The following is a 22,323-nucleotide window of genomic DNA, read 5'->3' on the forward strand; positions in this document are numbered from 1 at the left end:
GGTTTCGCCGGGTTTTCCAGCGGATTTCGGACGGCGGGCCGGCCCGCCGCCCGTCACGCCTGCCCCACGCGGCCCGGCTGGAGGGACTTCGTGAAGAGCACGCCGCCTCCTTCGCGCCGCAACCGGACGGTGAGCTCCCCGCTCCCGCCGTCGATCTCGACCTCGCCGTAGTACGGCGGGTTCTCGGCCGGGGACATGTTGGCGACCGGCGCCGACTGGACGAACTCCGTCCGCGGCCCGAAGGTGGCGTCGAGCCGGCCGGCCGGGAAGCCGCCCGCGCCGACCGGCCCGGACACGAACTCCCAGAACGGCGCGAAGTCGGAGAAGGCCGCGCGCTCGGGCGCGTAGTGGTGGGCGGCGGTGTAGTGGACGTCGGCGGTGAGCCAGAGGGTGCCCGTGATGTGCTGGTGCTTGATGTGCCGCAGCAGTTCCGCGATCTGGAGCTCGCGCCCCAGCGGCACCCCCGGATCGCCCTGCGCCACCGCCTCGAAGTTCACCGCCCCGTCCGGGACGACGATGCCCAGCGGCATGTCGGCGGCGATCACCTTCCAGGTGGCGCGGGAGCGCGACAGTTCCCGCTTCAGCCAGGCCAGCTGCTCGGCGCCGAGGATGCCGACCGGGTCGTCGGTCCGGCGGCCGGGCGAGTTGGCGTCGCGGTGGGTGCGCATGTCCAGCACGAACACGTCCAGCAGCGGACCGTGCCGCAGCACCCGGTACATCCGCCCCTCGGCCCGCCCGCCCCGCAGGTCCGTGACCGGGAAGTACTCGCCGAAGGCGCGGCGGGCGCGGGCGGCGAGGGTGTCGACGTCCTTGACGGTGTAGCGCGGGTCGTCGAGGAGCTGCCCCGGGTACCAGTTGTTGCGCACCTCGTGGTCGTCCCACTGGGCGAGGACGGGGACCTGGGCGTAGAAGTCGCGCAGGTTGCCGTCGAGCAGGTTGTAGCGGAAGTTCCCCCGGAACTCGTCCAGGGTCTGCGCCACCCGGGACTTCTCCTCGGTGGTGACGTTCTGCCAGACGCGGCCGTCGGGCAGCGGCACAGCGGCCTTGATGGGCCCGTCGGCGTAGATGGTGTCCCCGCTGAAGAGGAAGAAGTCGGGGTCCCGCAGGCGCATTTCGCCGAAGACGCGGTACCCGCCCAGTTCCGGGTTGATGCCCCAGCCCTGGCCCGCCAGGTCTCCGGACCACAGGAAGCGCACGTCGTGGCGGCGGGAGACGGGCGCGGTGCGGAAGGCGCCGCGCACCGGCTCGCCGGAGCGGCGCGGGTCGTCGGGGTCGGTGAGCACGACCCGGTAGTGGATCTGCCGGCCGGGCGGCAGGTCGCGGAGGGTGACGGTGCCGGTGTGGTCGGTGGCCGGGCCGAGGTAGGGGCCGTCGTGGCGGCGGACGCCGTAGCGGAACGACTCGCTCGGGGAGGTGTCCACGTACATCCGGGCGGGACGGTCGGAGCGGGTCCAGACGGTGGCCGAGTGCGGGGTGACCTCTCCCGACTGGGTCCCCCAGAGCGCGGCCGGGCGGCCGGCGCGGACGAAGCCGGCGGCGCGGCGGGCGGAAGCCATGGCCGGTGGGGCCGGCGCGGCGGACAGGGCGAGACCGAGCGGGACGGCGAGGGAACCGCCGAGCAGGGTCCGTCGGGTGTGCGGCATCGGTGCCATGGGTGCGTCTCCAGGGCCGGCGGGGGCGGGCCGGACCAGTGTGCCTTCGCACACGGGACCGACCGCGTCCCCCACGCGAACCGTGGATGAACAACCGTCAGCCGGTCATGACCGGTGCCCGGCCGCCGCCCGCGCGGTGTCCAGGATGACGCGCGCCACCAGCGCCGGATCGTCGTTCATCGGCACGTGGCCGCAGCCGGGGAGCCGGATCAGCCGGGCCCCGGGGACGGTGTGCTTGGCGCGGACGCCCTGGCGGCGGAGCAGCAGCCGGTCGAGGGTGCCCCAGGCGATCGTGACGGGCAGTCCGGGAACGTCGTCCGTGAACCGTACGGAGCCGCCCGCGGCGAGGGTCCGCTCGAAGCCCGTGGCCCGCCGCAGGGCGAGGGTCTCGGCGACCACCGCCTCCGGGGCGCGCCGCGCGGGGCGGGCGTAAATGGTGCCGGTGAGCGCGGCGCGGCCGGGGCCGCTGCGCGAGAGCCGCTCCAGGACCGGCAGGGGCAGCGCCCTGGCCCCGGCGCGCATGGCGCGCAGCGCGCCGAAGGCGTAGCGCCGCTCGGACTCCGTCCAGAACCCGGCGGGGGACAGGGCGGTGACCGAGCGGGCCCGACCCGTGCGCCCCATCTCCAGGGCGAGCAGTCCGCCGAGGGAGTTGCCCGCGACGTGCGGGCGCTCGACGCCGAGCGCCGCGCAGAGCGCCCCGAGGGCCGCGGTGATGGTGCCGAGGTCGTACGGGACGCCCGGGGGCAGCGGCTCGGAGTCGCCGAAGCCGGGCAGGTCGACCGCGATGACCTCGTGATCGGCGGCCAGGATGCCGGTCACCGGCTGCCAGGCCCGGAGGTGGTGGCCGATGCCGTGCAGGAGGAGGAGCGGTTCGCCGGCGCCCTTGCGCTCGTGGGCGACGGTGGCGGTGCGGGGGCCCAGCGGCGAATCGATCGTGAAGGAGACCGTGGCGGTCATGCTGCTCCTCGTCGGGGGACGCGTATGAGACAGGCCGTCAGTAATGACGGGTCCATCACTACCGCCCGGTAGCCCCGGGCACAAGCCCGTACGGAATCCCCGCGACGAGGTGGTGCGGGGCGCGAACATCCTGTGAACGGCTTGCTACATATGCCCGGTCTGCCCGGCAAAGCGGCCAGGATTGGTCTTGACCAAGGGGGTGCGCCGTCCTATCGTCGCGGATAGTGCAGGAACCTTTAATAAACAAGGGCGCGGAACTGCGGCGCGGAAACGCCGCTGGAGCACGGCGATGCCGAGCACGGTGACAGCGGCGGATTGCAGGAGGAGTCAGGGTGGGGACGACGCAGCTCGAAACGGTGCCGGAGCCGAAGTACTGGCACCTGAAGACCGTGCTCAGCGACGCGCTGGACCAGGACTTCGCGGTCGGCGAGGTCCTGCCGAACGAGCGTGAGCTCGCCGCGCGCTTCGGAGTGGCCCGCGCCACCCTGCGACAGGCCCTGGAGCAGCTCGAACTCGAAGGCCGCCTCCAGCGCCGCCGCGGGGTCGGGACCACCGTCGCCCCGCCGCGCGTGGGCGTCGCCGTCGGCGGCGCGCGGCACGGCTGGCCCGGCGAGGGCACCGAGGGCTGGGAGGCCGTGGACGCGGTCGAGGCCGTCCCCGCCGCCGCCGTCCTGAAGCTGCTCGGAACCGCGGCCGGCGAGGCCGTGCACACCGTGCGCCGGACCCGCGTCACGCAGGGCCAGGCCGTCGCCGCCGAGCTGCTGTACGTGCCCGCGGCCTCCGTGCCCGGGCTCTCCGCCATCGACGCGCCGGCCGGTCCCGCCCGGGCGCGGGCCGTCATGAGGGAGCTCCAGCGCCTCTCCCTGGAGGGGCAGGACCGCTCGGTCGAGCTGGGCTCGGCCCGGGCCGACGACGCCAAGGAGCTGGACCGGCTGCCCGGCGCGCCCGTGCTCCTCGTGACCACCCGCTACTTCACCGCCGCGGGCACCGCCGCCGTCTCTGTGGCCACCTACCGGGCCGACACCTGCCGCCTCACCTTCGGCGACTCCGGCGTGGAGATCACGGAGACCCGCGCCGCCTCCTGACAGCGCCGCACGCGCGAACCACCGCCGCACCGCGCGGAAGACCCCGGGAGCCCACGGCCCCCGGGGTTCTCCGTGTCCGGGCGCCGCCACGAGGCGGGCCTCGGACCGGGAGTCACCGGCGGGTGGTGACCGTCTTCTCCACCGCGAACAGCTCTTCCTCGACGTGGTCCAGGGCGAGGCGCAGGGCCCCCGTGGCCACGGCCGCTTCGCCGAGCAGGGACAGGGCCACCCGCGGCGGGCGCAGGCAGTAGCGCTCCAGTTCCCGGCGCAAAGGGTCCAGGACCCCGTCCAGGCCGGCCGCCCAGCCGCCCACGACCACGAGCTCCGGGTCCATCGCCAGCACCAGCGCCGCCACGTCGTGGACGAGCCGCTGGAGGAACCGGTCCACCGCGGCCACCGCGCGCTCGTCGCCCCGCTTGGCCATCGCGAACACCTCCGCGACCGCAGGCTCGTCCAGCGGATGGAGGGGTTCGCCCGTCGTCGACAGCAGCCGCTCCGGGGTGGCTTCACGGCCCAGCAGGTGCAGAGCGCCGATCTCGCCCGCCGCGCCGCCGAAGCCCCGGTGCAGCCTGCCGCCGATCAGCGAGCCGGCGCCCGGGCTGAGCCCGGCCATCACGAACACCATGTCGCCGGTGTCGCGCGCCGCGCCCTTCCAGTGCTCGGCGACGGCCGCCGCGTTGGCGTCGTTCTCCACCTGGACCGGGCAGCGGAACGAACGCCGCAGCCGCTCGCCGAGCGGCAGTCCCGTCCAGCCCGGCAGGGCCGTGCCCAGGCGGACCGTTCCGTCGGCCTCGACGATGCCGGGGCTGCCGACCCCGACCGCCCGCAGGGAGTCACGGGGAATCCCGGCCCGGCGCAGCAGATCGGCGACCGCCGCCCTGACGCGCTCCAGACGCTCGTCGGCCGAAGCCGTCTCGGAGACTTCCTTGGTGCCCGCCCCGATGACCCGGCCGTCGAGCCCCGACAGCAGTACCGCGATCCGGTGCGAGCCGATCTCGATGCCCAGCAGGTGCCCCGCCTCGGCGCGGAAGCGGAATCGCCTCGCCGGCCGGCCCTGCCGGCGCGCGCCTTCCTCGGCGACCGCCTCGACCACCAGGCCGGTGCCGATCAGCCCCTCCACGACCCCCTCGACGGTCGGCCGGGACAGCCCGGTCACCCGCGTGAGGTCGGTGAGGGTGGGCGATCCGGCCGACCGCAGCGCGCGAAGCACCACGGCCGAATTGATGCGCCGGAGCAGAGAGGGATCCCCGCCGGTCAGCTGCCCCAACGTGTGTCCTCCCAGCTAGCGACCCTGTCAGGCGGATCGTACTGCGCCCCCGCCGCGGCGGCGAGAAGCGGCCCCCCTCTGCCGGAACCAGCGCTTTCCCTCAGGCTGGCGAGACGAATCCGGACTCGTACGCCGTGATCACCGCCTGCGTCCGGTCGCGCGCCCCCAGCTTGCCGAGGATCGCGCTGACATGGGACTTGACGGTCTCCGTGCCGACGATCAGCTCGCGGGCGATCTCCACATTGGTCAGCCCCCGCGCCATGAGCCGCAGCACGGACTCCTCGCGCTCTGTCAGCGCGGCCCGCTTGAGGACCGTGCGGGCCTCCTGGTTGCCGTACTCGGCCGCGAGGGCCCGCACCGCCGCGGGGAAGAGCAGGGTCTCGCCCTCGGCGACGAGCCGCACCGCGTGGACGATCTCCGAGGGGCGGGCCCGCTTGAGCAGGAAGCCGTCGGCTCCGGCGCGCAGCGCCTGATAGACGTACTCGTCGTTCTCGAAGGTCGTGACCACGAGGATCTTCGGCGGCGAGTCCACCGACCGCAGGACCGCCTTGGTCGCCTCGATCCCGTCGAGCAGCGGCATCCGTACGTCCATCGCCACCACGTCCGGCCGCAACCGGCGTACGAGGGGGATGACGGACGCACCATCCGCGGCCTCACCCACCACCGCGATGTCGGGCTGGGCCTCCAGAATGGCACGCAGACCCGCGCGCACGAAGGGCTCGTCGTCGACGAGCAGTACGGTAACCGGCATCCGGTCAGGGTATTAGCTCCAGCGGGAGCCGCGCGCGCACCCGCCAACCACCCTCGTGGGGACCGGTTTCCGCTGTGCCGCCGAGCAGCGCGGCCCGCTCGCGCATCCCCCGCAGCCCGCTGCCCCCACCCGTCATGACGGCCGGGCGCCCCGACAGCGGGTTCGTCACCTCCAGGTCCAGCAGTCCCGCGGTCATGCCGACCCGCACCCGGATGGGAACGGGACCGCAGTGGCGCAGCACATTGGTGAGCGCCTCCTGCAGGATCCGGTACCCCTCACGGGTGACCGGGCCGGGCAACTTCTCCAGCGGGCCCGACAGTTGCGCGTCGACCGCCGCCCCCGAGGCGCGCGCCGACTCCAGCAGCCGGTCCGCCTCCACGAGGGTCGGCCGCTGCGACGGCGGCTGCGCGGACTCCCGCAGCACCAGCAGGACCCGCTCCAGATCCTCCAGAGCGGCCCGGCCGGTTTCCTCGATCGCGCTCAGGGCGCGGTCGGTGAACTCCGGGTTCCCGGCCGCCCGTGCCGCACCCGCCTGGACCACCGCCACCGTCAGGGCGTGACCGATGGAGTCGTGCAGTTCGCGCGCGATCCTGGTCCGCTCCAGCAGCCGTTCCGTACGCGCCTCCAGTGCGGTCAGCCGCTCGGAGGCGGACGGCCCCAGCAGGAGCCGGGCGATCGCGGTGATCAGCTCGCCCAGCAGGACCACGACGGTGATCAGCAGGACCAGTGGCACCGGGGCGAGCAGGGCCGCGGCCCAGCGCGCCGGGACGAACGGCAGCATGGGGTCGGCCGGGGGGTGCCCGAGCGCGACCGCGGACAGCTCCACGGACACGACCGGGAGGCAGACACTGGCGAACATGGCGGCCCCCGACACCACCAGCCGTATCTCCAGCCACAGCAGGGTGCGCCACCGGTCCGCCCAGCGCGCCGACGGAGCGGCGCTGATCAGGCTCTCGTCAGCGGCCCGGTCCTGGGGAGTGAGCAGGAACTGCGCCTGGAGCCCTTCGGCCAGCCGTACCCAGGGCACGAACGCGAACGGTATGACGATCAGCAGGGGCATCCACGGACTGCGCGGGTTGATGAACATCCAGAGGGCAAGCAGCAGCAGCGGGACGCACAAGTGCAGCCAGCGCGAGTACGTCACCGGCCGGAACGGGGCACGGAGAAGTCGGATCATGCCCTCATCGTGGCAGGCGGAGAACCGGTGCCGTCTCCCCCACGTGGGGGAGACGGCACCCTCGCATGGGGGAGGGAGCGGCCGGGGCCGGACGGCGAGTCTTGAGCCATGAAGCGCATCGAGATCCGCGAACTGACCAAGGACCACGGCACCCACCGGGTCGTGGACCACCTCACCTTCGACGTCCTGCCGGGCAGGGTCACCGGATTCCTGGGACCCAACGGGGCCGGCAAGTCCACGACCATGCGCCTGGTCCTGGGCCTGGACCGGGCGACCGCCGGCACCGCCACGATCGCCGGGAGCCGGTTCACCGATCTGCGGAGCCCGCTGCGGGAGGTCGGCGCCCTGCTCGATCCACAGGCGGCCCACGCGGGACGGCGGGCCCGGGACCACCTCCTCGCCCTCGCCGTCAGCAACGGCATCCCCGCCGCCCGGGTGGACGTGGTCCTCGAGCAGGCCGGCATCGCGGCGGTCGCCCGGCGCCGGATCGGCACCTTCTCACTCGGCATGCGCCAGCGCCTGGGCATAGCCGCCGCCCTGCTGGGAGACCCCGGCGTCCTGCTGCTGGACGAGCCGACCAACGGCCTCGACCCCGAGGGGATCATCTGGATCCGTGAGCTGATGCGCGGCCTCGCCGCCGAGGGGCGCACGGTCTTCGTCTCCAGTCACCTGATGGCCGAGTCCGCCGCGTTCGTCGACCACCTCGTCGTGCTCGGGCAGGGCCGGCTGCTCGCCGACAGCTCGCTGGAGGAGTTCATCGACGCCCGCAGCACGCCGAGGGTGCGGCTGCGGACCCCGGAACCGGACCGGCTGGCCGCTGCCCTGGCCCGCGAGGGCCTGCTCATGACCGCCGCCGAGGAAGGGCGCTGGACCGTCGACGGCATACGGGCCGAGCGGGTCGGGGCCTTCGCCGCCCGGGAGGGCATCGCCGTACTGGAACTCGCCGACGAACGGGCCTCACTGGAGCAGGCCTACCTCGAACTGACCGCGAGCCGCACCCCCTTCTCCGCCACCGCCGCGTGAACCCGATGGGAGCCACTGCCATGACCGCCGCCCTGCCCACCGTCCCCGTCCTGCACTCGGAATGGATCAAGATACGTTCCGCCCGCGCGGTCGTCGGGTCGCTGACGGCCGTCTTCGCGGCCACCGCCGGCATCACGGTGCTCACCGCCGCCGCGATCGGGAAGTCCGAGCCCGGAGCCCTGGGGGAGGACCGGCTGCTCGCGGCCTTCTTCGGAATCAACTTCGGTCAGATAGCGGCCATAGCCTTCGGTGCGACCGCCTTCGCCGGGGAGTTCCGCAACGGCGCCCTGCGGGTCTCGCTCACCGCGGTGCCCAACAGGACCAGGCTGTACCTGTCCAAGGCCGCCGCCGTGGCCGGACTCGCCTTCCTGGTGGGGCAGGTCACCGGCCTCGTCACCTTCGTGGCCGGGCAGGCCTTCATGGGGGAGTACGCCCTGTCCCTCGGCGACGCCGGGACGGTGCGCGCCGTCTTCGGCAGCGGGGTCTACCTCACCCTGATTGCCCTGCTGGCGGCCGGTCTCACCGCCCTGGTACGCAGCGGCACCCTCGTGATGAGCCTGCTCATACCCTTCCTGCTCATCGTGCCCTTCGTGGTGGGTCAAGTGGTGGGCGGGGCCATGCAGTTCATGCCGGACCGGGCCGGCCAGGCGGTGATGCGGACGCACGCCGAGGGCGCGCTCGGGCCCTGGAGCGGGCTCGCGGTGGCCGCGTTGTGGGCGCTCGCGGCCCTGGCGGCGGGCTGGGTGGCCGTACGGCATCGCGACGCGTGACGCCGGGCCAGTTGTCAGTGGCCCGCCGGATACTGACGGCATGACCACGGCAGACCATCTCGACACGATCGACCGGCTCCGGACGCGGGAATTCCCGTCCGAGCCGGCCGTGCGAGGCGAACGGAGCACCGGCCCCGGTTACCACCTGGTCCAGCTCAGCCGCACGCGGGATTTCTGGGACGACGACGGCTCCGGCTGGGAGGAGGCCGAGGAACAGATCAGCGCCGAGTACGGGGCGCTCGCCCAGGCCCTGAGCGACCGGTGGGGACAGCCACAGGTCTTCGCCCTGGCGTCGACGCTCGACCGGGTGTTCGACGGGGAGGAGATACCGGACCCGTGGCTGGAGCTGTGCAACATCACCGACCACGTGCACCTGTGGCGGGTTGAGGACCGGTGGCTGGTGGTGTGCGTGGCCCAGTGGGACAAGGAGTTCCCGTTCCTGCTGATGGCCGGGGTCACCGTGGTGGACCCGCCGTAGCGGAGGGGGCGGATCAGGAGCCGTCGGGGTCCTGGGCGGCCACGCGCAGGCGGGCGTACTCCTCGGCCATGGACTCCGCGGTCCAGTGGGCGTTCAGGCCGCTGGGGTTGGGCAGGGCCCAGATGCGGGTGGCGCCGATGGTGCGGTCCTGGGGGCCTATCCGGGCGTTCCTTTCACCGAACGCCGTGCGGTAGGCGGTGACGCCGACCACGGCCAGCCACTGGGGGCGCAGCCGCTCCACCTTCGCGGTCAGGATCCTGCCGCCCTCGCTGAACTCCTCCGTGGTCAGCTCGTCGGCGCGGGCGGTGGCCCGGGCGACGACGTTGGTGATGCCCAGGCGGTAGGACAGCAGCTCCTCCTGCTCCTCGGGGGCCAGCCTTCGCGGGGTGAAGCCCGACAGGTGCAGGACCGGCCAGAAACGATTGCCGGGGCGGGCGAAGTGGTGGCCCGTCGCGGCGGAGAGGAGACCCGGATTGATTCCGCAGAAGAGCACGCGCAGACCGCCCGCGACCACGTCCGGGAGGACGCGGCCGCGGGCGGCTTCGAGCTCGTCGGGGGTCAGAGGATCGACCCCGGAGCGTAACCGGCAGCCTCCGGGTGCTCCTTGGCGATGGCCTCGATGCGGGAGACCACGGCGGCGACCTGGTCACCCGCGGCGCCCGTGAAGGAGAGCTTGTCCGCCATGAGGGCGTCGAGCTGCGCACGGTCCAGCGGCATCCGCTCGTCGGCCGCCAGCTTGTCCAGCAGCTCGTTGCGCTCGGCGCCCTGCTCGCGCATGGCCAGGGCGGAGGCGACGGCGTGCTCCTTGATGACCTCGTGCGCCGCCTCCCGGCCCACACCGGCCCGCACCGCGCCCATCAGCACCTTGGTGGTGGCGAGGAACGGCAGGTAGCGGTCCAGCTCGCGGGCCACGACGGCCGGGAAGGCGCCGAACTCGTCGAGGACCGTCAGGAAGGTCTCCAGCAGGCCGTCGAAGGCGAAGAACGCGTCGGGCAGGGCGACCCGGCGGACGACGGAGCAGGAGACGTCGCCCTCGTTCCACTGGTCACCGGCCAGCTCGGCCGTCATCGAGGCGTAACCGCGCAGGATGACCATCAGGCCGTTCACGCGCTCGCAGGAGCGGGTGTTCATCTTGTGCGGCATCGCGGAGGAGCCGACCTGGCCGGGCTTGAAGCCCTCGGTGACCAGCTCGTGGCCGGCCATCAGGCGGATCGTCTTCGCGATCGACGAGGGGGCGGCGGCCAGCTGGACCAGGGCGGAGACCACGTCGTAGTCGAGCGAGCGCGGGTAGACCTGGCCGACCGAGGTGAAGGCCTGGGCGAAGCCGAGGTGGGCGGCGATGCGCTGCTCCAGGTCCGCCAGCTTGGCGGCGTCGCCGCCCAGCAGGTCGAGCATGTCCTGGGCGGTGCCGACCGGGCCCTTGATCCCGCGCAGCGGGTAGCGCCGGAGGAGGTCCTCCAGGCGGTCGTAGGCGACCAGCAGCTCGTCGGCGGCGGTCGCGAAGCGCTTGCCCAGGGTGGTCGCCTGCGCGGCCACGTTGTGGGAGCGGCCGGCCATGACCAGCTCGGCGTGCTCGCCGGCGAGCTTGCCGAGGCGGGCCAGGACGGCGACGGTGCGGTCGCGGACCAGCTCGAGCGAGAGCCGGATCTGGAGCTGCTCGACGTTCTCGGTGAGGTCGCGGGAGGTCATGCCCTTGTGCACGTGCTCGTGGCCGGCGAGGGCGTTGAACTCCTCGATCCGGGCCTTCACGTCGTGCCGGGTGACCTTCTCGCGCTCGGCGATGGAGGCGAGGTCGACCGTCTCCAGGACACGCTCGTAGTCGGCGAGGGCGGCGTCGGGGACCTCGATGCCGAGGTCCTTCTGGGCGCGCAGCACGGCGAGCCACAGCCGCCGCTCCAGCGTGACCTTGTACTCGGGGGACCACAGGACGGCGAGCTCCGCGGAGGCGTAGCGGCCGGCCAGGACATTGGGGATGCGGGGCTTGGCAGTCACGTGTAGGGATTCTACTTGGGCCGTGGCTGTGCGTTTGCGCAGGTAGGGACAGGCCCGGCGATTGTGGCTTGCTACGAGGGAGGCAGGGTCCCGTACGGCAGCAGGTCCGGGCGCTTGGCGGGGCGGCCGTCCCCGGAGGAACGGCCCGTCAGCCGGCGGCCGATCCAGGGGAACAGGTGCCGCCGGGCGAAACGCAGGTCCTCGGCCCGGCGCACGGGCCAGCCCGGGGGAGCCGCTGGGGGCAGGGGCGCCCGCCAGTCCTCCTCGGCGGGCAGCCCCAGGGTCTGCCAGACGGCCTCCGCCACCCTGCGGTGGCCCTCCGGCGTCAGGTGCAGCCGGTCGACGTCCCACAGGCGCGGGTCCCCGAGTACGGGGGCCCCGTACAGGTCCACCAGCAGGGCCCCGTGCCGTGCGGCGAGCTCTTCGAGGATGCCGAAGAGCTCCTCCATGCGCGGCCGGAAGCGTGCCATCACCGGGCCGTTGCGGCCGGGCGAGCGCATCAGCACCAGCTGCCCGCAGGACGGCACCAGGAGTTCCACGGCGCTCTCCAGATGGGCCCGCACCCGCCCCATGTCCACCTTGGGGCGCAGCGTGTCGTTGAGCCCGCCCACCAGGGCCACCACGTCCGCGCCCATCGCGGCCGCGGCCGGCGCCTGCTCCTCGGTGATCTGGCCGATCAGCTTTCCGCGCACCGCCAGGTTCGCGTAGCGGAAGCCCGGCTCGCGGGCGGCGAGCCGGGCGGCCAGCAGGTCGGCCCAGCCCCGGTAGGAGCCGTCCGGAAGCAGGTCGGACATCCCCTCGGTGAAGGAGTCGCCGACCGCGACGAAACTGGTGTATGACGCATTCATCTCCATGGCGGAGCGATGCTACCGCGCGGTAGGGATTCCCGACTAGGCGGAGGCGGGCCGCCCGAAGAGCTCCCGCAGCACGTCCTCCATCGTCACCAGCCCCGCCAGGGCGCCGTCCGTCCCGAGGACCGCCGCCAGGTGCGTACGGCTGCGCCGCATGGCGGTCAGCACGTCGTCCAGCGGGGTCTCCGCCCGCACCTGCGCGATGGGGCGCAGCGCGGACAGCGGGAACGGAACGTCCCGTTCCACCACGTCCAGCGCGTCCTTGACGTGCAGGTATCCCAGGATCCGCTGGCGGGCGTCGACCACCGGGAAGCGGGAGTACCCCGACTCGGCGGACAGGGCTTCCAGAGCGGCCGCGGAGATGCCCTGCCGGGCCGTGACGACGCGGTGCGCGGGCAGCACCACATCGGCGACGGGGCGGCGGCCCAGTTCGAGGGCGTCGTGCAGCCGCTCGCTCGCCCGGTCGTCGATGAGCCCCGCGTCACTGGAGTCCTTGACCATCCGGGCCAGCTCGTCGTCCGAGAACGTCGCCGTCACCTCGTCCTTCACCTCCACGCGCAGCAGCCGCAGCAGGGCGTTGGCGAAGGCGTTCACCGCGAAGATCACCGGCTTCAGCGCCCGGGTCAAGGCCACCAGCGGGGGCCCCAGCGCCAGCGCGGTGCGCACCGGCTCGGCCAGGGCCACGTTCTTCGGCACCATCTCGCCGAACAGCATGTGCAGGTACGTGGCCAGCCCCAGCGCCACCACGAAGGAGATCCCGTGCGCCACCCCGGCCGGCACGCCGACGGCGTCGAGCAGCGGGCTCAGCAGGTGCTCGATGGCCGGCTCGGCCACCACGCCCAGCACCAGGGTGCACAGGGTGATGCCGAGCTGGGCCGCCGCCATCAGGGCCGAGACGTGCTCCAGCCCCCACAGCACCGCGCGGGCCCGCCGGTCGCCCTGCTCGGCGTACGGTTCGATCTGGCTGCGCCGGACCGAGATCAGCGCGAACTCCGCGCCGACGAAGAAGGCGTTGACGACCAGCGTCGCGAGGCCGATCAGCAGCTGGACCGCGGTCATCGGGTCTCCTCCGGGCTCTCGTCGCCGACGGGACCGGCCGGCGCGTGCAGCAGCACGCGCGCGGCCCGGCGACCGCCGGCGTCGACCACGTCCAGGCGCCAGCCGTCCAGCTCCAGGGTGTCGCCGACGGCCGGGATCCGGCCCAGTTCGGTCGCTATCAGCCCGGCCAGGGTCTCGTACGGCCCCTCCGGCACCCGCAGCCCGATCCGCTGGAGCTGATCGGTGCGCGCGGCGCCGTCGGCCGAGTACAGGGTGCGTCCCGTCCCGTCCGTGCCGGCCGGGGCCAGGTCGGGGGTCTCGTGGGGGTCGTGCTCGTCGCGCACCTCGCCGACGACCTCCTCGACGATGTCCTCGAGCGTGGCCACTCCGGCCGTGCCCCCGTACTCGTCGATCACCACGGCCATCGTCTGCTTGCCGGACAGCCGGTCCAGCAGCCTGTCCACGGTCAGCGACTCCGGTACGAGGAGCGGCTCGCGCAGCAGCTCCGACACCGGATGGCGGTGCCGCTCCGCGGCGGGCAGGGCCAGTACGTCCTTGATGTGGACGACGCCGACCACGGTGTCGAGGCTGCCCCGGTAGACGGGGAAGCGCGACAGCCCGGTGGCCATGGTCGCGTTGGCCACGTCCTCCGCCGTGGTGCGCACGTCGAGGGCCGTGACCTGGACGCGCGGGGTCATCACGTTCTCCGCGGTCAGGTCGGCGAGGTTCAGCGTCCGCACGAACAGCTCGGCGGTGTCCTTCTCCAGCGCGCCCGCCTTGGCGGAGTGCCGGGCCAGGGCCACCAGCTCCTGCGGACTGCGGGCGGAGGCCAGCTCCTCGGCGGGCTCCATGCCGAGCCGCCGGACCATGTGGTTGGCGGTGGTGTTCAAGTGGCTGATCAGCGGCTTGAACGCTCGCGAGAAGACGCGCTGCATGGTCGCCACGCGCTTGGCGATCGCCAGCGGCGAGGAGATCGCCCAGTTCTTGGGGACCAGTTCGCCGACGACCATCAGCACGACCGTCGACAGGCCGGTGGCCAGGACCAGTGCGGTGGAGGACGCGGCGGCGGCCGACAGGCCCATGTCCTCGAACGGTCCCTTGAGCAGGGCGGCGATCGAGGGCTCGGAGATCATGCCGATGACCAGGCCGGTCACGGTGATGCCGAGCTGGGCGCCGGAGAGCTGGAAGGTGAGGCTGCGGACCGCGGCCAGGGCGCTGTCGGCCCCGCGCTCGCCCCGCTCGACGGCCCGTTCCAGCTCGCTGCGCTCGATGGTCGTCAGCGAGAACTCGGCCGCGACGAAGGCTCCGCAGGCAAGGCAGAGCAGCAGGGCAGCGACGAGCAGGAGTACCTCGGTCATCGGTCGTTCACCTCCGTCCCATGATCGGTCAGGAGGGGAGGCGCCGCGCGATGTCGCGCACCGGGATGTCGGGGACTCGGAGGCTCGCCCATGGGCGGAGGCTCACACCTTTCGTCTTCGATCGAGGAAACCGTTCGTCACATGGTAAAGGAAAGGCAAAGGTGATGGCTCGTCCTCCGGGGCGGGTGGGCGCGGGTGATGGGATCGCGGGATGAACGATCTTCACATCGCCCCCGCGGCGGCCGGGGACCTGCCCGGCGTGCTGGACTTCTGGAAGGGCGCCGCCAAGGGCACGAGCATCAGCGACGACCTGGCCGGAGTCCAGCGGCTGTACGAACGGGACCCCGAGGCCCTGCTGCTCGCCCGGCGCGGCGGCGAACTCGTCGGCACCGTGATAGCCGGCTTCGACGGCTGGCGCTGTCACCTGTACCGGCTCGCCGTGGACCCCGGCCACCGCCGGCAGGGGATCGGCTCCGCGCTGCTGGCCGCCGCCGAGGAGCGGTTCGCGGCCCTGGGCGGCAGGCGCGCCGACGCGATGGTGCTCGACGGGAACGGGCAGGCGCACGGGGCCTGGCGGGCGGCCGGCTACGGGCCCGAGGACATCTGGACCCGCTGGGTCAAGCCGCTCACCGTCTGACCCGCGCTCTGCCCGGCGTCCGTCTCGCGGGCCGGCCCTTCGTCCGCCCCGGGACGCTAGTCGTCCAGCCGGCGGGCCGAGCCGATGACGCAGTACGAGGTGGGCAGGGCCGGGCCGCGTTCGGGCAGGCGGAAGGAGCGGTGCGAGACGATCCGGAAGCCGGCGGCCTCCACCGCGGCGAGCGGGTCGCGGGCCGTGTGGCAGCCGCCGAACAGGCGGGGCCACACCGTCCGGTCGAGCGCCCGCTGGACGGCGGCCATGCCCGGCCCGGGAGCCAGCCCGTGCTCCAGGAACCGCAGCTCGGCGCCCGGGCGGAGCACCCGGTGCAGTTCGGCGAGGGCGCGCGGCAGGTTGCGTACGGTGCACAGCACCAGGGAGGCGACCGCGGCGTCGAAGGCCTCGCTCTTGACCGGGAGCGCCTCGGCGACACCCGGTACGAGGTCCACGGGGACCTCGGCGCGCAGCGCGGCCGCCGCGGCGAGCCGGCGCAGCGTGCGCTCCGGTTCGATGGCGACGACCTCGGAGACGGCGGAGGGGTAGTGCGCGAAGTTCAGGCCGTTGCCGGCGCCGATCTCGATGACCCGGCCGGACACCCCCTCCAGGAGCTCGCGGCGCAGGGCACCGATCCCGGCGCGGGTCTCGGCGGCGGTGCTGGCGCGGGCGTAGAACCGGGCGAAGAACGGGTGGTGGACCGGATCGGGGGCGGCGGTGGGCATGGCGGGCCTCCGGGCGCGGATCGGCGGCGGACGGACGACACGCCTGGGCGTGCCCTCCCGGGCTGTTCCCCGCCGGGGACCGTCCCGAAACCGGTGCCGTCCGTGCGGTGCGGGCCATAATCGGCACCCCGGACCCGCGCGTGAAGCGGCACACACTTGAGGAGAGCGGAACCTTGATATCCCGTACGTCCCCCGCCCGGGGCACGTCCCCCGCCAGGGGCACGACCGCCGCCCTGCTCACCGCCGCGGCGGTGTTCCTGCTGGCCGGCTGCGACTCCGCCCCCACCGCCGCCCCCGCTCCCCGGGCCGAGGCGCCCGCGGCCGACCCCCAGGCCGCCTTCCTCGCGGAAGTGGCCGCGCGCTGCGCCACCGCCACGGCCTCGCCCACCGCCACGGCGCCCGCGGGCGAGGCCGTCCCGCCGGACCCGGAGTCGCGCAAGTACGCCGAGAACCACGCGTACCGGCAGCAGACGCGGCTGACCCCCGCCGCCCGCTGCCGTGGGGAGGCCCACGCGGCCCGGATCAGGGCGGAGCTGGCCGCCGCGCCCGCGGCGAACCCCGCCGAACTGACCGCGCTGCTGCGCGGCCTGGGCTACCCCGTCGCCGGCGGTGACGTGTACGAGGGCAACGCCGCCGAAGGCCCCGGCTTCGCGCTGATGGTGCCCGGCACCGGCCCCTGCGTATCGGGGCGGTCAGGCGCCCCCGCCCGCGTCGAGGTCCACGGGGTGTACGTGGAGGGCGGCTGCCGGGAACCGGCGGGGGGTCACTGACCCCCCGCCGTCAGCGCCGCGTCAGGCGGGCCACTCGGCGAGGAAGGACCCCGCCGTCCAGGTCCCGTCCAGCGGCGCCGCCAGCCAGCCCGGCGCGGCCGCGCGGAAGGCGGCGGGCGCCAGCCCTCCGGCGCCCTCCGGTACGGCCCCCAGCAGCGGGAGCCCGGACTTGGGGAGGTCGGCGAGGTTGCACCGCGAGGCCAGGTCGGGTGCGGAGGGCCAGCTGCCGACGACCACCCCGAGCGGGCTGATCGCCCGGGCCGCCAGCGCCTGTGCCGTGAGGTCGGTGGAGTTCAGCGTGCCGAGCCCCGCGGCGGCCACGACCAGCACCGGCGCCGCCATCAGCCGCGCCGCGTCCGCCAGGGTGTGGCCGTCCTCGTCGAAGCGGACGAGCAGCCCGCCGGCGCCCTCCACCAGCACCAGGTCGTGCTCGGCGGCCAGCCGTGCGGCGGCCTCCGCGATCTCGGCCGGGGTCAGGGTGGGCAGGCCGGAGCGCCGCGCGGCGGTGTCCGGGGCCAGGGGTTCGGGGTAGCGGGCCAGTTCCAGCGCGGTCACGGCGGGGCCGGCGAGGCGTACGACCTCGGCCGCGTCCCCCGGCTCGTCCGGGCCGACCCCGGTCTGGGCGGGCTTGAGCACGGCCACCGAGCGGCCGGCGGCCAGGGCGGCGGCCGCGATCGCCGCGGTGACCACCGTCTTGCCGATCTCCGTCCCGGTACCGGACACGACGACTACGGACATCTCAGCCTTCCTGCGCCGCTGCGACGGCCGCGCGGCAGATCCGGGCCACGTCGGCGTCGCCGGTGACGAACGGGGGCATGGTGTAGATCAGGTCGCGGAACGGGCGCAGCCAGACGCCCTCCCGGACCGAGGCCCGGGTGGCGGCCCACACGTCGACCGGGTGGTCGAGCTGGATCACGCCGATCGCGCCGAGCACCCGCACGTCCCGGACCCCGGGCAGTGCGGAGGCAGCCGCGAGGCCCTCGCGCAGGCCCGCCTCGATCCGCTTGACCTCTCCCGCCCAGTCCTGCCCGAGCAGCAGGTCGACGGAGGCGAGCGCCACCGCTGTGGCGAGCGGGTTGCCCATGAAGGTCGGCCCGTGCGCCAGGACCGGGACCTCGCCCTGCGAGATCCCGTCGGCGATCCGCCCGGTGCACAGCGTGGCCGCCAGGGTGAGGTAGCCGCCGGTCAGGGACTTGCCGAGGCACATCACGTCAGGGGTGATGCCCGCGTGGTCGGCGGCGAAGAGCGCGCCGGTGCGGCCGAAGCCCGTCGCGATCTCGTCCAGGATCAGCAGCACCCCGTACTCGTCGCACAGCTCGCGCAGCACCCGCAGGTATCCCGGGTGGTGGAAGCGCATGCCGCCCGCGCCCTGGACCACCGGCTCCACGATCACCGCGGCCAGCTCGTCGGCGTGCGCGGCGATCAGGGAGCGCAGGTGGGCGGTGTACGCCGGGTCCACGGGGGTGTCGAAGTCCCCGGGCGGGGCGTCGGCGAACACCTGCCGGGGCAGGTGGCCCTGCCACAGTTCGTGCATGCCGCCGTCGGGGTCGCACACGGCCATCGGCTGCCAGGTGTCGCCGTGGTAGCCGCCGCGCCAGGTCAGCAGCCGGGTCTTGCCGGTGCGGCCCAGCGAGCGCCAGTACTGGAGGCACATCTTGACGGCCACCTCGACGGACACCGAGCCCGAGTCGCTGAGGAAGACGTGCTCCAGACCGGCGGGGGTGATCTCCACCAGCCGGGCGGCCAGCCGGACGGCGGGCTCGTGGGTGAGCCCGCCGAACATCACGTGCGACATCCGGCCCAGCTGGGCGGTCGCGGCCTCGTTCAGCACCGGGTGGTTGTAGCCGTGGATCGCCGACCACCACGAGGACATGCCGTCGACCAGCTCCTCCTGCCCCTGGGCGGGGGAGGCGAGCCGGAGCCGGACCCCCGAGGCGGAGGAGACCACCAGGGTCTCCTGCCGCCCCGGCATCGGTCCGTACGGGTGCCAGACGTGCTGCCGGTCCAGGGCGAGCAGGTCCGCCGTGGCCGAGCCGGGGTCGAGCGGGTCGTGCAGGGGGAACCGGTCACGCATTGGGGGCGATGTCCGTCCCCGCGCCCCGGCGGCGTACCGCCACCAGGTCCGAACGGACCTCTCCCGCCTCCGCCTGGACGGGCACCGGCGTCTCCCCGGCGTGTCCGGAGCAGCCGCCGCAGGCGGAACCGCAGCCGGAGGCCTCGGTGTCGGCCGGTCCGCAGCCGCCGGAGCCCGCCGCCGATCCGCACACGCCGCCCGCCCGGGCGGCGGCCTCCGCCGCGTCGGCGCGGTGCGCGGGAAGGGTGGTCGTGCCGGCACCCTCCACCTCGAAGCCGGCGTCCGCGATCATGTCGAGGTCGGCCTGGCCCGCCTGGCCCTCACTGGTCAGGTAGTCGCCGAGGAAGATCGAGTTCGCCACGTGCAGCGCGAGCGGCTGCATCGAGCGCAGGTGCACCTCGCGGCCGCCCGCGATGCGGACCTCCACGTCGGGGCAGACGAAGCGGACCATCGCGAGGATCCGCAGGCAGCGCTGCGGGGTGAGGTTCCACTCCTTGGCGAGCGGGGTGCCCTCGAAGGGGATCAGGAAGTTGACCGGCACCGAGTCGGAGTCCAGCTCGCGCAGCGCGTAGACCACGTCGACCAGGTCCTCGTCGCTCTCGCCCATGCCCGCGATCAGACCCGAGCACGCGGACAGGCCCGCCGCGTGCGCCTTCCGCACCGTGTCGACCCGGTCGGCGTAGGTGTGGGTCTTGGTGATGCCGCCGTACGTGGCCTCGGACGTGTTGAGGTTGTGGTTGTAGGCATCCGCACCCGCGTCGCGGAGCTTCTCGGCCTGGCCGTCGGAGAGCAGCCCCAGACAGGCGCAGACCTCGACGCCCTCGTTCTGCTCCTTGATGGCGGCGATCGTCTCGCCGACGCGGGCCACGTCGCGGTCGGTCGGACCGCGTCCGCTGGCCACGAGGCAGACCCGCTTGGCGCCGCCGGCGACGCCCGCCGCGGCCGCCTGGGAGGCCTCGTCGGGCTTCAGCCAGGTGTACTTGAGGATCTCGGCCTTCGACCCCAGGCGCTGGGAGCAGTACGAGCAGTCCTCGGGGCAGAGCCCCGACTTCAGGTTGACCAGGTAGTTCAGCTTGACGCGGCGCCCGAACCACTGGCGGCGCACCTTGCCGGCAGCGGCCACCACGTCGAGCAGTTCGTCGTCGGAGGTCGCCAGAACGGCCAGCGCCTCTTCGCGGGTCGGCAGCTCGCGCCGCAGTCCCTTTTCCACCAGGGTGTTCAGCAGGTCCATGCGCCCGATCCTGTCCCACGCGACCACTCCCGGCCAAGGAGAGATCGGACAACATGGCCGGAAGGGAGTGTGTGGATCGCCACACCAGCCCCTCCGGTCACGGCGGATAGGGTCGAGCCGATCTGTCGACTGCCGACAAAACGCGAGACACATCGCGAGACGCGACGCGAGGACCGCCGATGACCCAGCACACCCCGCAACCCGAGGACGTCTTCGCCTGGATCGACGGCGCGGAGCGCGTCCGCGAGCAGGCGGGGCTGGTACGGACCCTGCGGCCGAGGCCCGCCTCCTCGCCCCTGCTGGACCTGGCGAGCAACGACTACCTGGGCCTGTCCCGGCACCCCGAGACCGTACGCGGGGCCTGCGAGGCGGCCGAGCGCTGGGGGGCCGGTGCGACCGGCTCGCGCCTGGTCACCGGCACGACCGAGCTGCACGCCGAACTGGAGCGGGAACTCGCCGCGTTCGCGGGCTTCGAGTCCGCCCTGGTGCTTTCGTCCGGATACGCCGCGAATCTGGCCGCGGTGACCGCGCTCAGCGGCCGGGGCACGCTGGTCGTCTCCGACGCCGGCAACCACGCCTCGATCGTCGACGGCTGCCGGCTCTCGCGGGCCGAGGTGGCGGTCACCCCGCACGGCGACGCCGAGACGGCCCGCAAGACCCTTACCGGCCACGAGGGCCGCGCCCTGCTGGTGAGCGACTCGGTGTTCTCCGTCGACGGGGACGCCGCCCCGCTCGCCGCCTACTACGCGGCCTGCCGGGCGGAGGGCGCGGCCCTGGTCGTGGACGACGCGCACGGACTGGGCGTGCTGGGCGAAGGCGGCCGCGGCGCGCTGCACGCCGCCGGGCTCGCGGGAGCGCCGGGGGTGGTCGCCACGATGACCCTCTCGAAGTCGCTCGGCAGCCAGGGCGGCGCGGTACTCGGGCCGGCCAAGGTCATCCGGCACCTGGTCAACACGGCCCGCGCCTTCATCTTCGACACCGGGCTGGCCCCGGCCGCCGCCGGCGCGGCGCTGGCGGGCCTGCGGCTGCTGCGCCGGGAGCCGGAGCGCGCGGCCCGGGTCCGGGAGGTGGCCGCCGAGCTGTACGGGCGGCTCACCGCGTCCGGCCTGACCGCGGCCCGGCCGGACGCGGCCGTGGTGTCGGTTCGGGCCCCGTCGGCTTCGGCGGCACTGCGCTGGGCCGCCGACTGCCGCGAGGCAGGTCTGTCCGTGGGGTGCTTCCGTCCGCCGTCGGTGCCGGACGGCATCTCCCGGCTGCGGCTGACGGCTCGGGCGGATCTCACGGGGGAGGAGATCAGCCGGGCCGTCGGCACGGTCCTCGCGACCGCTCCGGCCGGAGCCACGGAACGCTAGGGCGTCACGTCACGCGTGCCCGTCCGCCCGTACGGAGGCGAGGAAGCCGTCCCAGGCCGGCCCGGTGAAGAGCACGGCCGGGCCGTCCGTCCGCTTGGAGTCGCGGACGGCCAGCAGACCGCCGGTCAGGGCGGCCGCTTCCACGCAGTTGTTCATTCCGGTGCTGCGGCTGCTCCGCCGCCACCGCGCGCTGTTCAGAAGTCCGCTGGTTGATAAGGGGGTTGCGGACACGAGGGTGCCTCCTTACGCGTCGTCAGCGATTGAGCTGATGAGATCCGACGAGTCACGGGGCGGTAGGGCGTGCGCCTGGATGGTGCGGAACGCGGCGCTGTACGCCTCAAGGTCTTCCTTCCGCTCCAGATAGAGGCTACTCGTCAAATGGTCGAGCACCACCACATCCAGATCGGCGATGTTCGGAAATGAGAAAATGACGAACGGTCCGGTCAGGCCGAGATGACCCCCCACCGTGAACGGCAGCACCTGGAGCCGCACTTGGGGGAGCCGCGCCACCTCCACCAGATGCCTCAGCTGCTCCGCCATCACCCCCGGCCCGCCGATCTGCCGGCGCAGCACCGCCTCGTCCAGCACCGCGCTGAGCTCCAGGGGCGGATCCGCCCGCAGCACCGCCTGCCGTGCCAGCCGTACCTCGACCAGCGCGTCCACCTTCGGCTCCGGCAGCCCGCCCAGCGCGGCCCGGGTCACGGCCCGCGCGTAGTCCGGGGTCTGCAGCAGCCCCGGCACCACGGAGAGCTCCACGGTGCGTGCCGCCCGGGCCCCGGCCTCCAGGCTGATGAAGTCCCGGTACTCCTGCGGGAGCAGGCCGCGGTAGTCGTGCCACCACTGCCGCCCCCGCGCGGTGTCCCCGCTCGGTGCCGGGCCGGCCGCCGACGCCCCGAGGGCCTCCAGCAGCGCCCGCTGCTGGGCGCTCACCACGCCCCCGTAAGCGTCGAGCAGCAGCCGGATGTCCTCGGTCTTCACACCGCTGCGGCCCGTCTCGATGCGGCTGACCTTCGACTGGTGCCAGCCGACGATGCGGGCCACCTCGCCGCTGGTGAGTCCGGAGCGGTCGCGCAGCGCGCGCAGCTCCTCGCCGAGCTTGCGCCGACGTACCGCGGGACCGTGCTGCATACCCGCTCTCCTTCCA

The 22,323-nt window shown here is 73.8% G+C and carries 23 protein-coding genes; 7 read left to right on the plus strand and 16 right to left on the minus strand.

Translation table 11 applies throughout. The features are described 5' to 3' along the window. Nucleotides 1–53: 53 nt before the first annotated feature. Nucleotides 54–1,643, minus strand: coding sequence for an alkaline phosphatase D family protein (locus tag ACZ51S_RS00950; protein ID WP_468801947.1), 1,590 nt, complete (start codon nucleotides 1,641–1,643; stop codon nucleotides 54–56). A gap of 114 nt (nucleotides 1,644–1,757) precedes the next feature. After that, nucleotides 1,758–2,609 (minus strand): alpha/beta fold hydrolase, encoded by an 852-nt coding sequence (locus ACZ51S_RS00955; protein ID WP_468478740.1) that lies wholly within the window; start codon nucleotides 2,607–2,609, stop codon nucleotides 1,758–1,760. A gap of 332 nt (nucleotides 2,610–2,941) precedes the next feature. Here ACZ51S_RS00955 and ACZ51S_RS00960 point away from each other — a divergent pair, with 332 nt between their 5' ends. Then, on the plus strand, nucleotides 2,942–3,694 hold the full coding sequence (locus ACZ51S_RS00960) for a GntR family transcriptional regulator (RefSeq protein WP_468478739.1): 753 nt from the start codon (nucleotides 2,942–2,944) through the stop codon (nucleotides 3,692–3,694). Nucleotides 3,695–3,806: 112 nt separating this feature from the next. On the opposite strand, the gene ACZ51S_RS00965 is transcribed toward ACZ51S_RS00960, so the two are convergent. From ACZ51S_RS00965 to ACZ51S_RS00975, 3 genes are all read right to left on the minus strand, one after another. Beyond that, nucleotides 3,807–4,961 (minus strand): ROK family transcriptional regulator, encoded by a 1,155-nt coding sequence (locus tag ACZ51S_RS00965; RefSeq protein WP_468478738.1) that lies wholly within the window; start codon nucleotides 4,959–4,961, stop codon nucleotides 3,807–3,809. A 100-nt stretch (nucleotides 4,962–5,061) separates the two neighbouring features. Next, nucleotides 5,062–5,712 (minus strand): response regulator, encoded by a 651-nt coding sequence (locus ACZ51S_RS00970; protein ID WP_388937176.1) that lies wholly within the window; start codon nucleotides 5,710–5,712, stop codon nucleotides 5,062–5,064. Nucleotides 5,713–5,716: 4 nt separating this feature from the next. Beyond that, on the minus strand, nucleotides 5,717–6,889 hold the full coding sequence (locus tag ACZ51S_RS00975; RefSeq protein WP_468478737.1) for a sensor histidine kinase: 1,173 nt from the start codon (nucleotides 6,887–6,889) through the stop codon (nucleotides 5,717–5,719). Nucleotides 6,890–6,997: 108 nt separating this feature from the next. Between ACZ51S_RS00975 and ACZ51S_RS00980 the strand changes: the two genes are divergently transcribed. The 3 genes from ACZ51S_RS00980 to ACZ51S_RS00990 are packed head-to-tail and all read left to right on the plus strand — an operon-like array spanning nucleotide 6,998 to nucleotide 9,160. Further along, nucleotides 6,998–7,912 carry an ATP-binding cassette domain-containing protein gene (locus ACZ51S_RS00980; protein ID WP_468478736.1) on the plus strand — a complete coding sequence of 305 codons (915 nt, stop codon included), beginning with the start codon at nucleotides 6,998–7,000 and terminating at the stop codon, nucleotides 7,910–7,912. Nucleotides 7,913–7,932: 20 nt separating this feature from the next. Further along, the gene (locus tag ACZ51S_RS00985) at nucleotides 7,933–8,682 is read left to right on the plus strand and encodes an ABC transporter permease (RefSeq protein WP_468478735.1); all 750 of its coding nucleotides are present in this window, start codon (nucleotides 7,933–7,935) and stop codon (nucleotides 8,680–8,682) included. 40 nt (nucleotides 8,683–8,722) lie between these two features. Next, on the plus strand, nucleotides 8,723–9,160 hold the full coding sequence (locus ACZ51S_RS00990) for a hypothetical protein (RefSeq protein ID WP_468478734.1): 438 nt from the start codon (nucleotides 8,723–8,725) through the stop codon (nucleotides 9,158–9,160). Nucleotides 9,161–9,173: 13 nt separating this feature from the next. Here ACZ51S_RS00990 and mug read toward each other — a convergent pair whose 3' ends face one another. From mug to ACZ51S_RS01015, 5 genes are all read right to left on the minus strand, one after another. Beyond that, nucleotides 9,174–9,722, minus strand: a complete 549-nt coding sequence (gene mug, locus ACZ51S_RS00995; RefSeq protein WP_468801948.1) for a G/U mismatch-specific DNA glycosylase — start codon at nucleotides 9,720–9,722, stop codon at nucleotides 9,174–9,176. Further along, complete coding sequence (gene purB / locus ACZ51S_RS01000; RefSeq protein WP_468801689.1) at nucleotides 9,719–11,152, minus strand: adenylosuccinate lyase; 1,434 nt, start codon at nucleotides 11,150–11,152, stop codon at nucleotides 9,719–9,721. Before purB ends, mug begins: the two co-directional genes overlap by 4 nt. Before the next feature lie 71 nt (nucleotides 11,153–11,223). Continuing rightward, nucleotides 11,224–12,006, minus strand: coding sequence for an SGNH/GDSL hydrolase family protein (locus ACZ51S_RS01005; RefSeq protein WP_468801690.1), 783 nt, complete (start codon nucleotides 12,004–12,006; stop codon nucleotides 11,224–11,226). Nucleotides 12,007–12,042: 36 nt separating this feature from the next. Beyond that, nucleotides 12,043–13,062: a hemolysin family protein gene (locus ACZ51S_RS01010; RefSeq protein WP_468479348.1), complete on the minus strand. Its 1,020-nt coding sequence runs from the start codon at nucleotides 13,060–13,062 to the stop codon at nucleotides 12,043–12,045. Next, on the minus strand, nucleotides 13,059–14,399 hold the full coding sequence (locus ACZ51S_RS01015; protein WP_468479347.1) for a hemolysin family protein: 1,341 nt from the start codon (nucleotides 14,397–14,399) through the stop codon (nucleotides 13,059–13,061). The genes ACZ51S_RS01010 and ACZ51S_RS01015 overlap by 4 nt, the downstream gene beginning before the upstream one ends. A 211-nt stretch (nucleotides 14,400–14,610) precedes the next feature. On the opposite strand from ACZ51S_RS01015, the gene ACZ51S_RS01020 reads away from it, so the two are divergent. After that, on the plus strand, nucleotides 14,611–15,036 hold the full coding sequence (locus tag ACZ51S_RS01020; protein ID WP_468801692.1) for a GNAT family N-acetyltransferase: 426 nt from the start codon (nucleotides 14,611–14,613) through the stop codon (nucleotides 15,034–15,036). Nucleotides 15,037–15,092: 56 nt separating this feature from the next. Here ACZ51S_RS01020 and ACZ51S_RS01025 read toward each other — a convergent pair whose 3' ends face one another. After that, nucleotides 15,093–15,752: a class I SAM-dependent methyltransferase gene (locus tag ACZ51S_RS01025; RefSeq protein WP_388937149.1), complete on the minus strand. Its 660-nt coding sequence runs from the start codon at nucleotides 15,750–15,752 to the stop codon at nucleotides 15,093–15,095. 173 nt (nucleotides 15,753–15,925) lie between these two features. On the opposite strand from ACZ51S_RS01025, the gene ACZ51S_RS01030 reads away from it, so the two are divergent. Continuing rightward, on the plus strand, nucleotides 15,926–16,522 hold the full coding sequence (locus ACZ51S_RS01030) for a hypothetical protein (protein WP_468801693.1): 597 nt from the start codon (nucleotides 15,926–15,928) through the stop codon (nucleotides 16,520–16,522). A 21-nt stretch (nucleotides 16,523–16,543) separates the two neighbouring features. Here ACZ51S_RS01030 and bioD read toward each other — a convergent pair whose 3' ends face one another. Genes bioD through bioB form a run of 3 tightly spaced genes read right to left on the minus strand, consistent with a single transcriptional unit; the run spans nucleotide 16,544 to nucleotide 19,827 of the window. Then, nucleotides 16,544–17,260, minus strand: a complete 717-nt coding sequence (gene bioD, locus ACZ51S_RS01035; RefSeq protein ID WP_468479345.1) for a dethiobiotin synthase — start codon at nucleotides 17,258–17,260, stop codon at nucleotides 16,544–16,546. 1 nt (nucleotide 17,261) lies between these two features. Then, nucleotides 17,262–18,596 (minus strand): adenosylmethionine--8-amino-7-oxononanoate transaminase, encoded by a 1,335-nt coding sequence (locus tag ACZ51S_RS01040; protein WP_468479344.1) that lies wholly within the window; start codon nucleotides 18,594–18,596, stop codon nucleotides 17,262–17,264. Next, complete coding sequence (gene bioB, locus ACZ51S_RS01045) at nucleotides 18,589–19,827, minus strand: biotin synthase BioB (protein ID WP_468885373.1); 1,239 nt, start codon at nucleotides 19,825–19,827, stop codon at nucleotides 18,589–18,591. The genes ACZ51S_RS01040 and bioB overlap by 8 nt, the downstream gene beginning before the upstream one ends. A 179-nt stretch (nucleotides 19,828–20,006) precedes the next feature. Here bioB and ACZ51S_RS01050 point away from each other — a divergent pair, with 179 nt between their 5' ends. After that, nucleotides 20,007–21,179, plus strand: coding sequence for an 8-amino-7-oxononanoate synthase (locus ACZ51S_RS01050; protein ID WP_468801695.1), 1,173 nt, complete (start codon nucleotides 20,007–20,009; stop codon nucleotides 21,177–21,179). Between the two features lie 9 nt (nucleotides 21,180–21,188). Here ACZ51S_RS01050 and ACZ51S_RS01055 read toward each other — a convergent pair whose 3' ends face one another. After that, complete coding sequence (locus ACZ51S_RS01055; RefSeq protein WP_388937133.1) at nucleotides 21,189–21,410, minus strand: DUF397 domain-containing protein; 222 nt, start codon at nucleotides 21,408–21,410, stop codon at nucleotides 21,189–21,191. 12 nt (nucleotides 21,411–21,422) lie between these two features. Further along, entirely contained in the window at nucleotides 21,423–22,307 is an 885-nt protein-coding gene (locus tag ACZ51S_RS01060) for a helix-turn-helix domain-containing protein (protein WP_468479341.1), read from the minus strand. Between the last annotated feature and the right edge of the window lie 16 nt (nucleotides 22,308–22,323).

This window comes from Streptomyces sp. NPDC034043 (assembly GCF_055575675.1).

Bases quoted from the DNA above. Each gene is read 5' to 3' on its own strand.
- ACZ51S_RS00950 (WP_468801947.1), bottom strand. From the start codon at position 1,643: ATGCCGCACACCCGACGGACCCTGCTCGGCGGTTCCCTCGCCGTCCCG.
- ACZ51S_RS00955 (WP_468478740.1), bottom strand. From the start codon at position 2,609: ATGACCGCCACGGTCTCCTTCACGATCGATTCGCCGCTGGGCCCCCGC.
- ACZ51S_RS00970 (WP_388937176.1), bottom strand. From the start codon at position 5,712: ATGCCGGTTACCGTACTGCTCGTCGACGACGAGCCCTTCGTGCGCGCG.
- ACZ51S_RS00975 (WP_468478737.1), bottom strand. From the start codon at position 6,889: ATGATCCGACTTCTCCGTGCCCCGTTCCGGCCGGTGACGTACTCGCGC.
- ACZ51S_RS00980 (WP_468478736.1), top strand. From the start codon at position 6,998: ATGAAGCGCATCGAGATCCGCGAACTGACCAAGGACCACGGCACCCAC.
- ACZ51S_RS00985 (WP_468478735.1), top strand. From the start codon at position 7,933: ATGACCGCCGCCCTGCCCACCGTCCCCGTCCTGCACTCGGAATGGATC.
- ACZ51S_RS00990 (WP_468478734.1), top strand. From the start codon at position 8,723: ATGACCACGGCAGACCATCTCGACACGATCGACCGGCTCCGGACGCGG.
- ACZ51S_RS01005 (WP_468801690.1), bottom strand. From the start codon at position 12,006: ATGGAGATGAATGCGTCATACACCAGTTTCGTCGCGGTCGGCGACTCC.
- ACZ51S_RS01010 (WP_468479348.1), bottom strand. From the start codon at position 13,062: ATGACCGCGGTCCAGCTGCTGATCGGCCTCGCGACGCTGGTCGTCAAC.
- ACZ51S_RS01015 (WP_468479347.1), bottom strand. From the start codon at position 14,399: ATGACCGAGGTACTCCTGCTCGTCGCTGCCCTGCTGCTCTGCCTTGCC.
- ACZ51S_RS01020 (WP_468801692.1), top strand. From the start codon at position 14,611: ATGAACGATCTTCACATCGCCCCCGCGGCGGCCGGGGACCTGCCCGGC.
- ACZ51S_RS01025 (WP_388937149.1), bottom strand. From the start codon at position 15,752: ATGCCCACCGCCGCCCCCGATCCGGTCCACCACCCGTTCTTCGCCCGG.
- bioD (WP_468479345.1), bottom strand. From the start codon at position 17,260: ATGTCCGTAGTCGTCGTGTCCGGTACCGGGACGGAGATCGGCAAGACG.
- ACZ51S_RS01040 (WP_468479344.1), bottom strand. From the start codon at position 18,596: ATGCGTGACCGGTTCCCCCTGCACGACCCGCTCGACCCCGGCTCGGCC.
- bioB (WP_468885373.1), bottom strand. From the start codon at position 19,827: ATGGACCTGCTGAACACCCTGGTGGAAAAGGGACTGCGGCGCGAGCTG.
- ACZ51S_RS01050 (WP_468801695.1), top strand. From the start codon at position 20,007: ATGACCCAGCACACCCCGCAACCCGAGGACGTCTTCGCCTGGATCGAC.
- ACZ51S_RS01060 (WP_468479341.1), bottom strand. From the start codon at position 22,307: ATGCAGCACGGTCCCGCGGTACGTCGGCGCAAGCTCGGCGAGGAGCTG.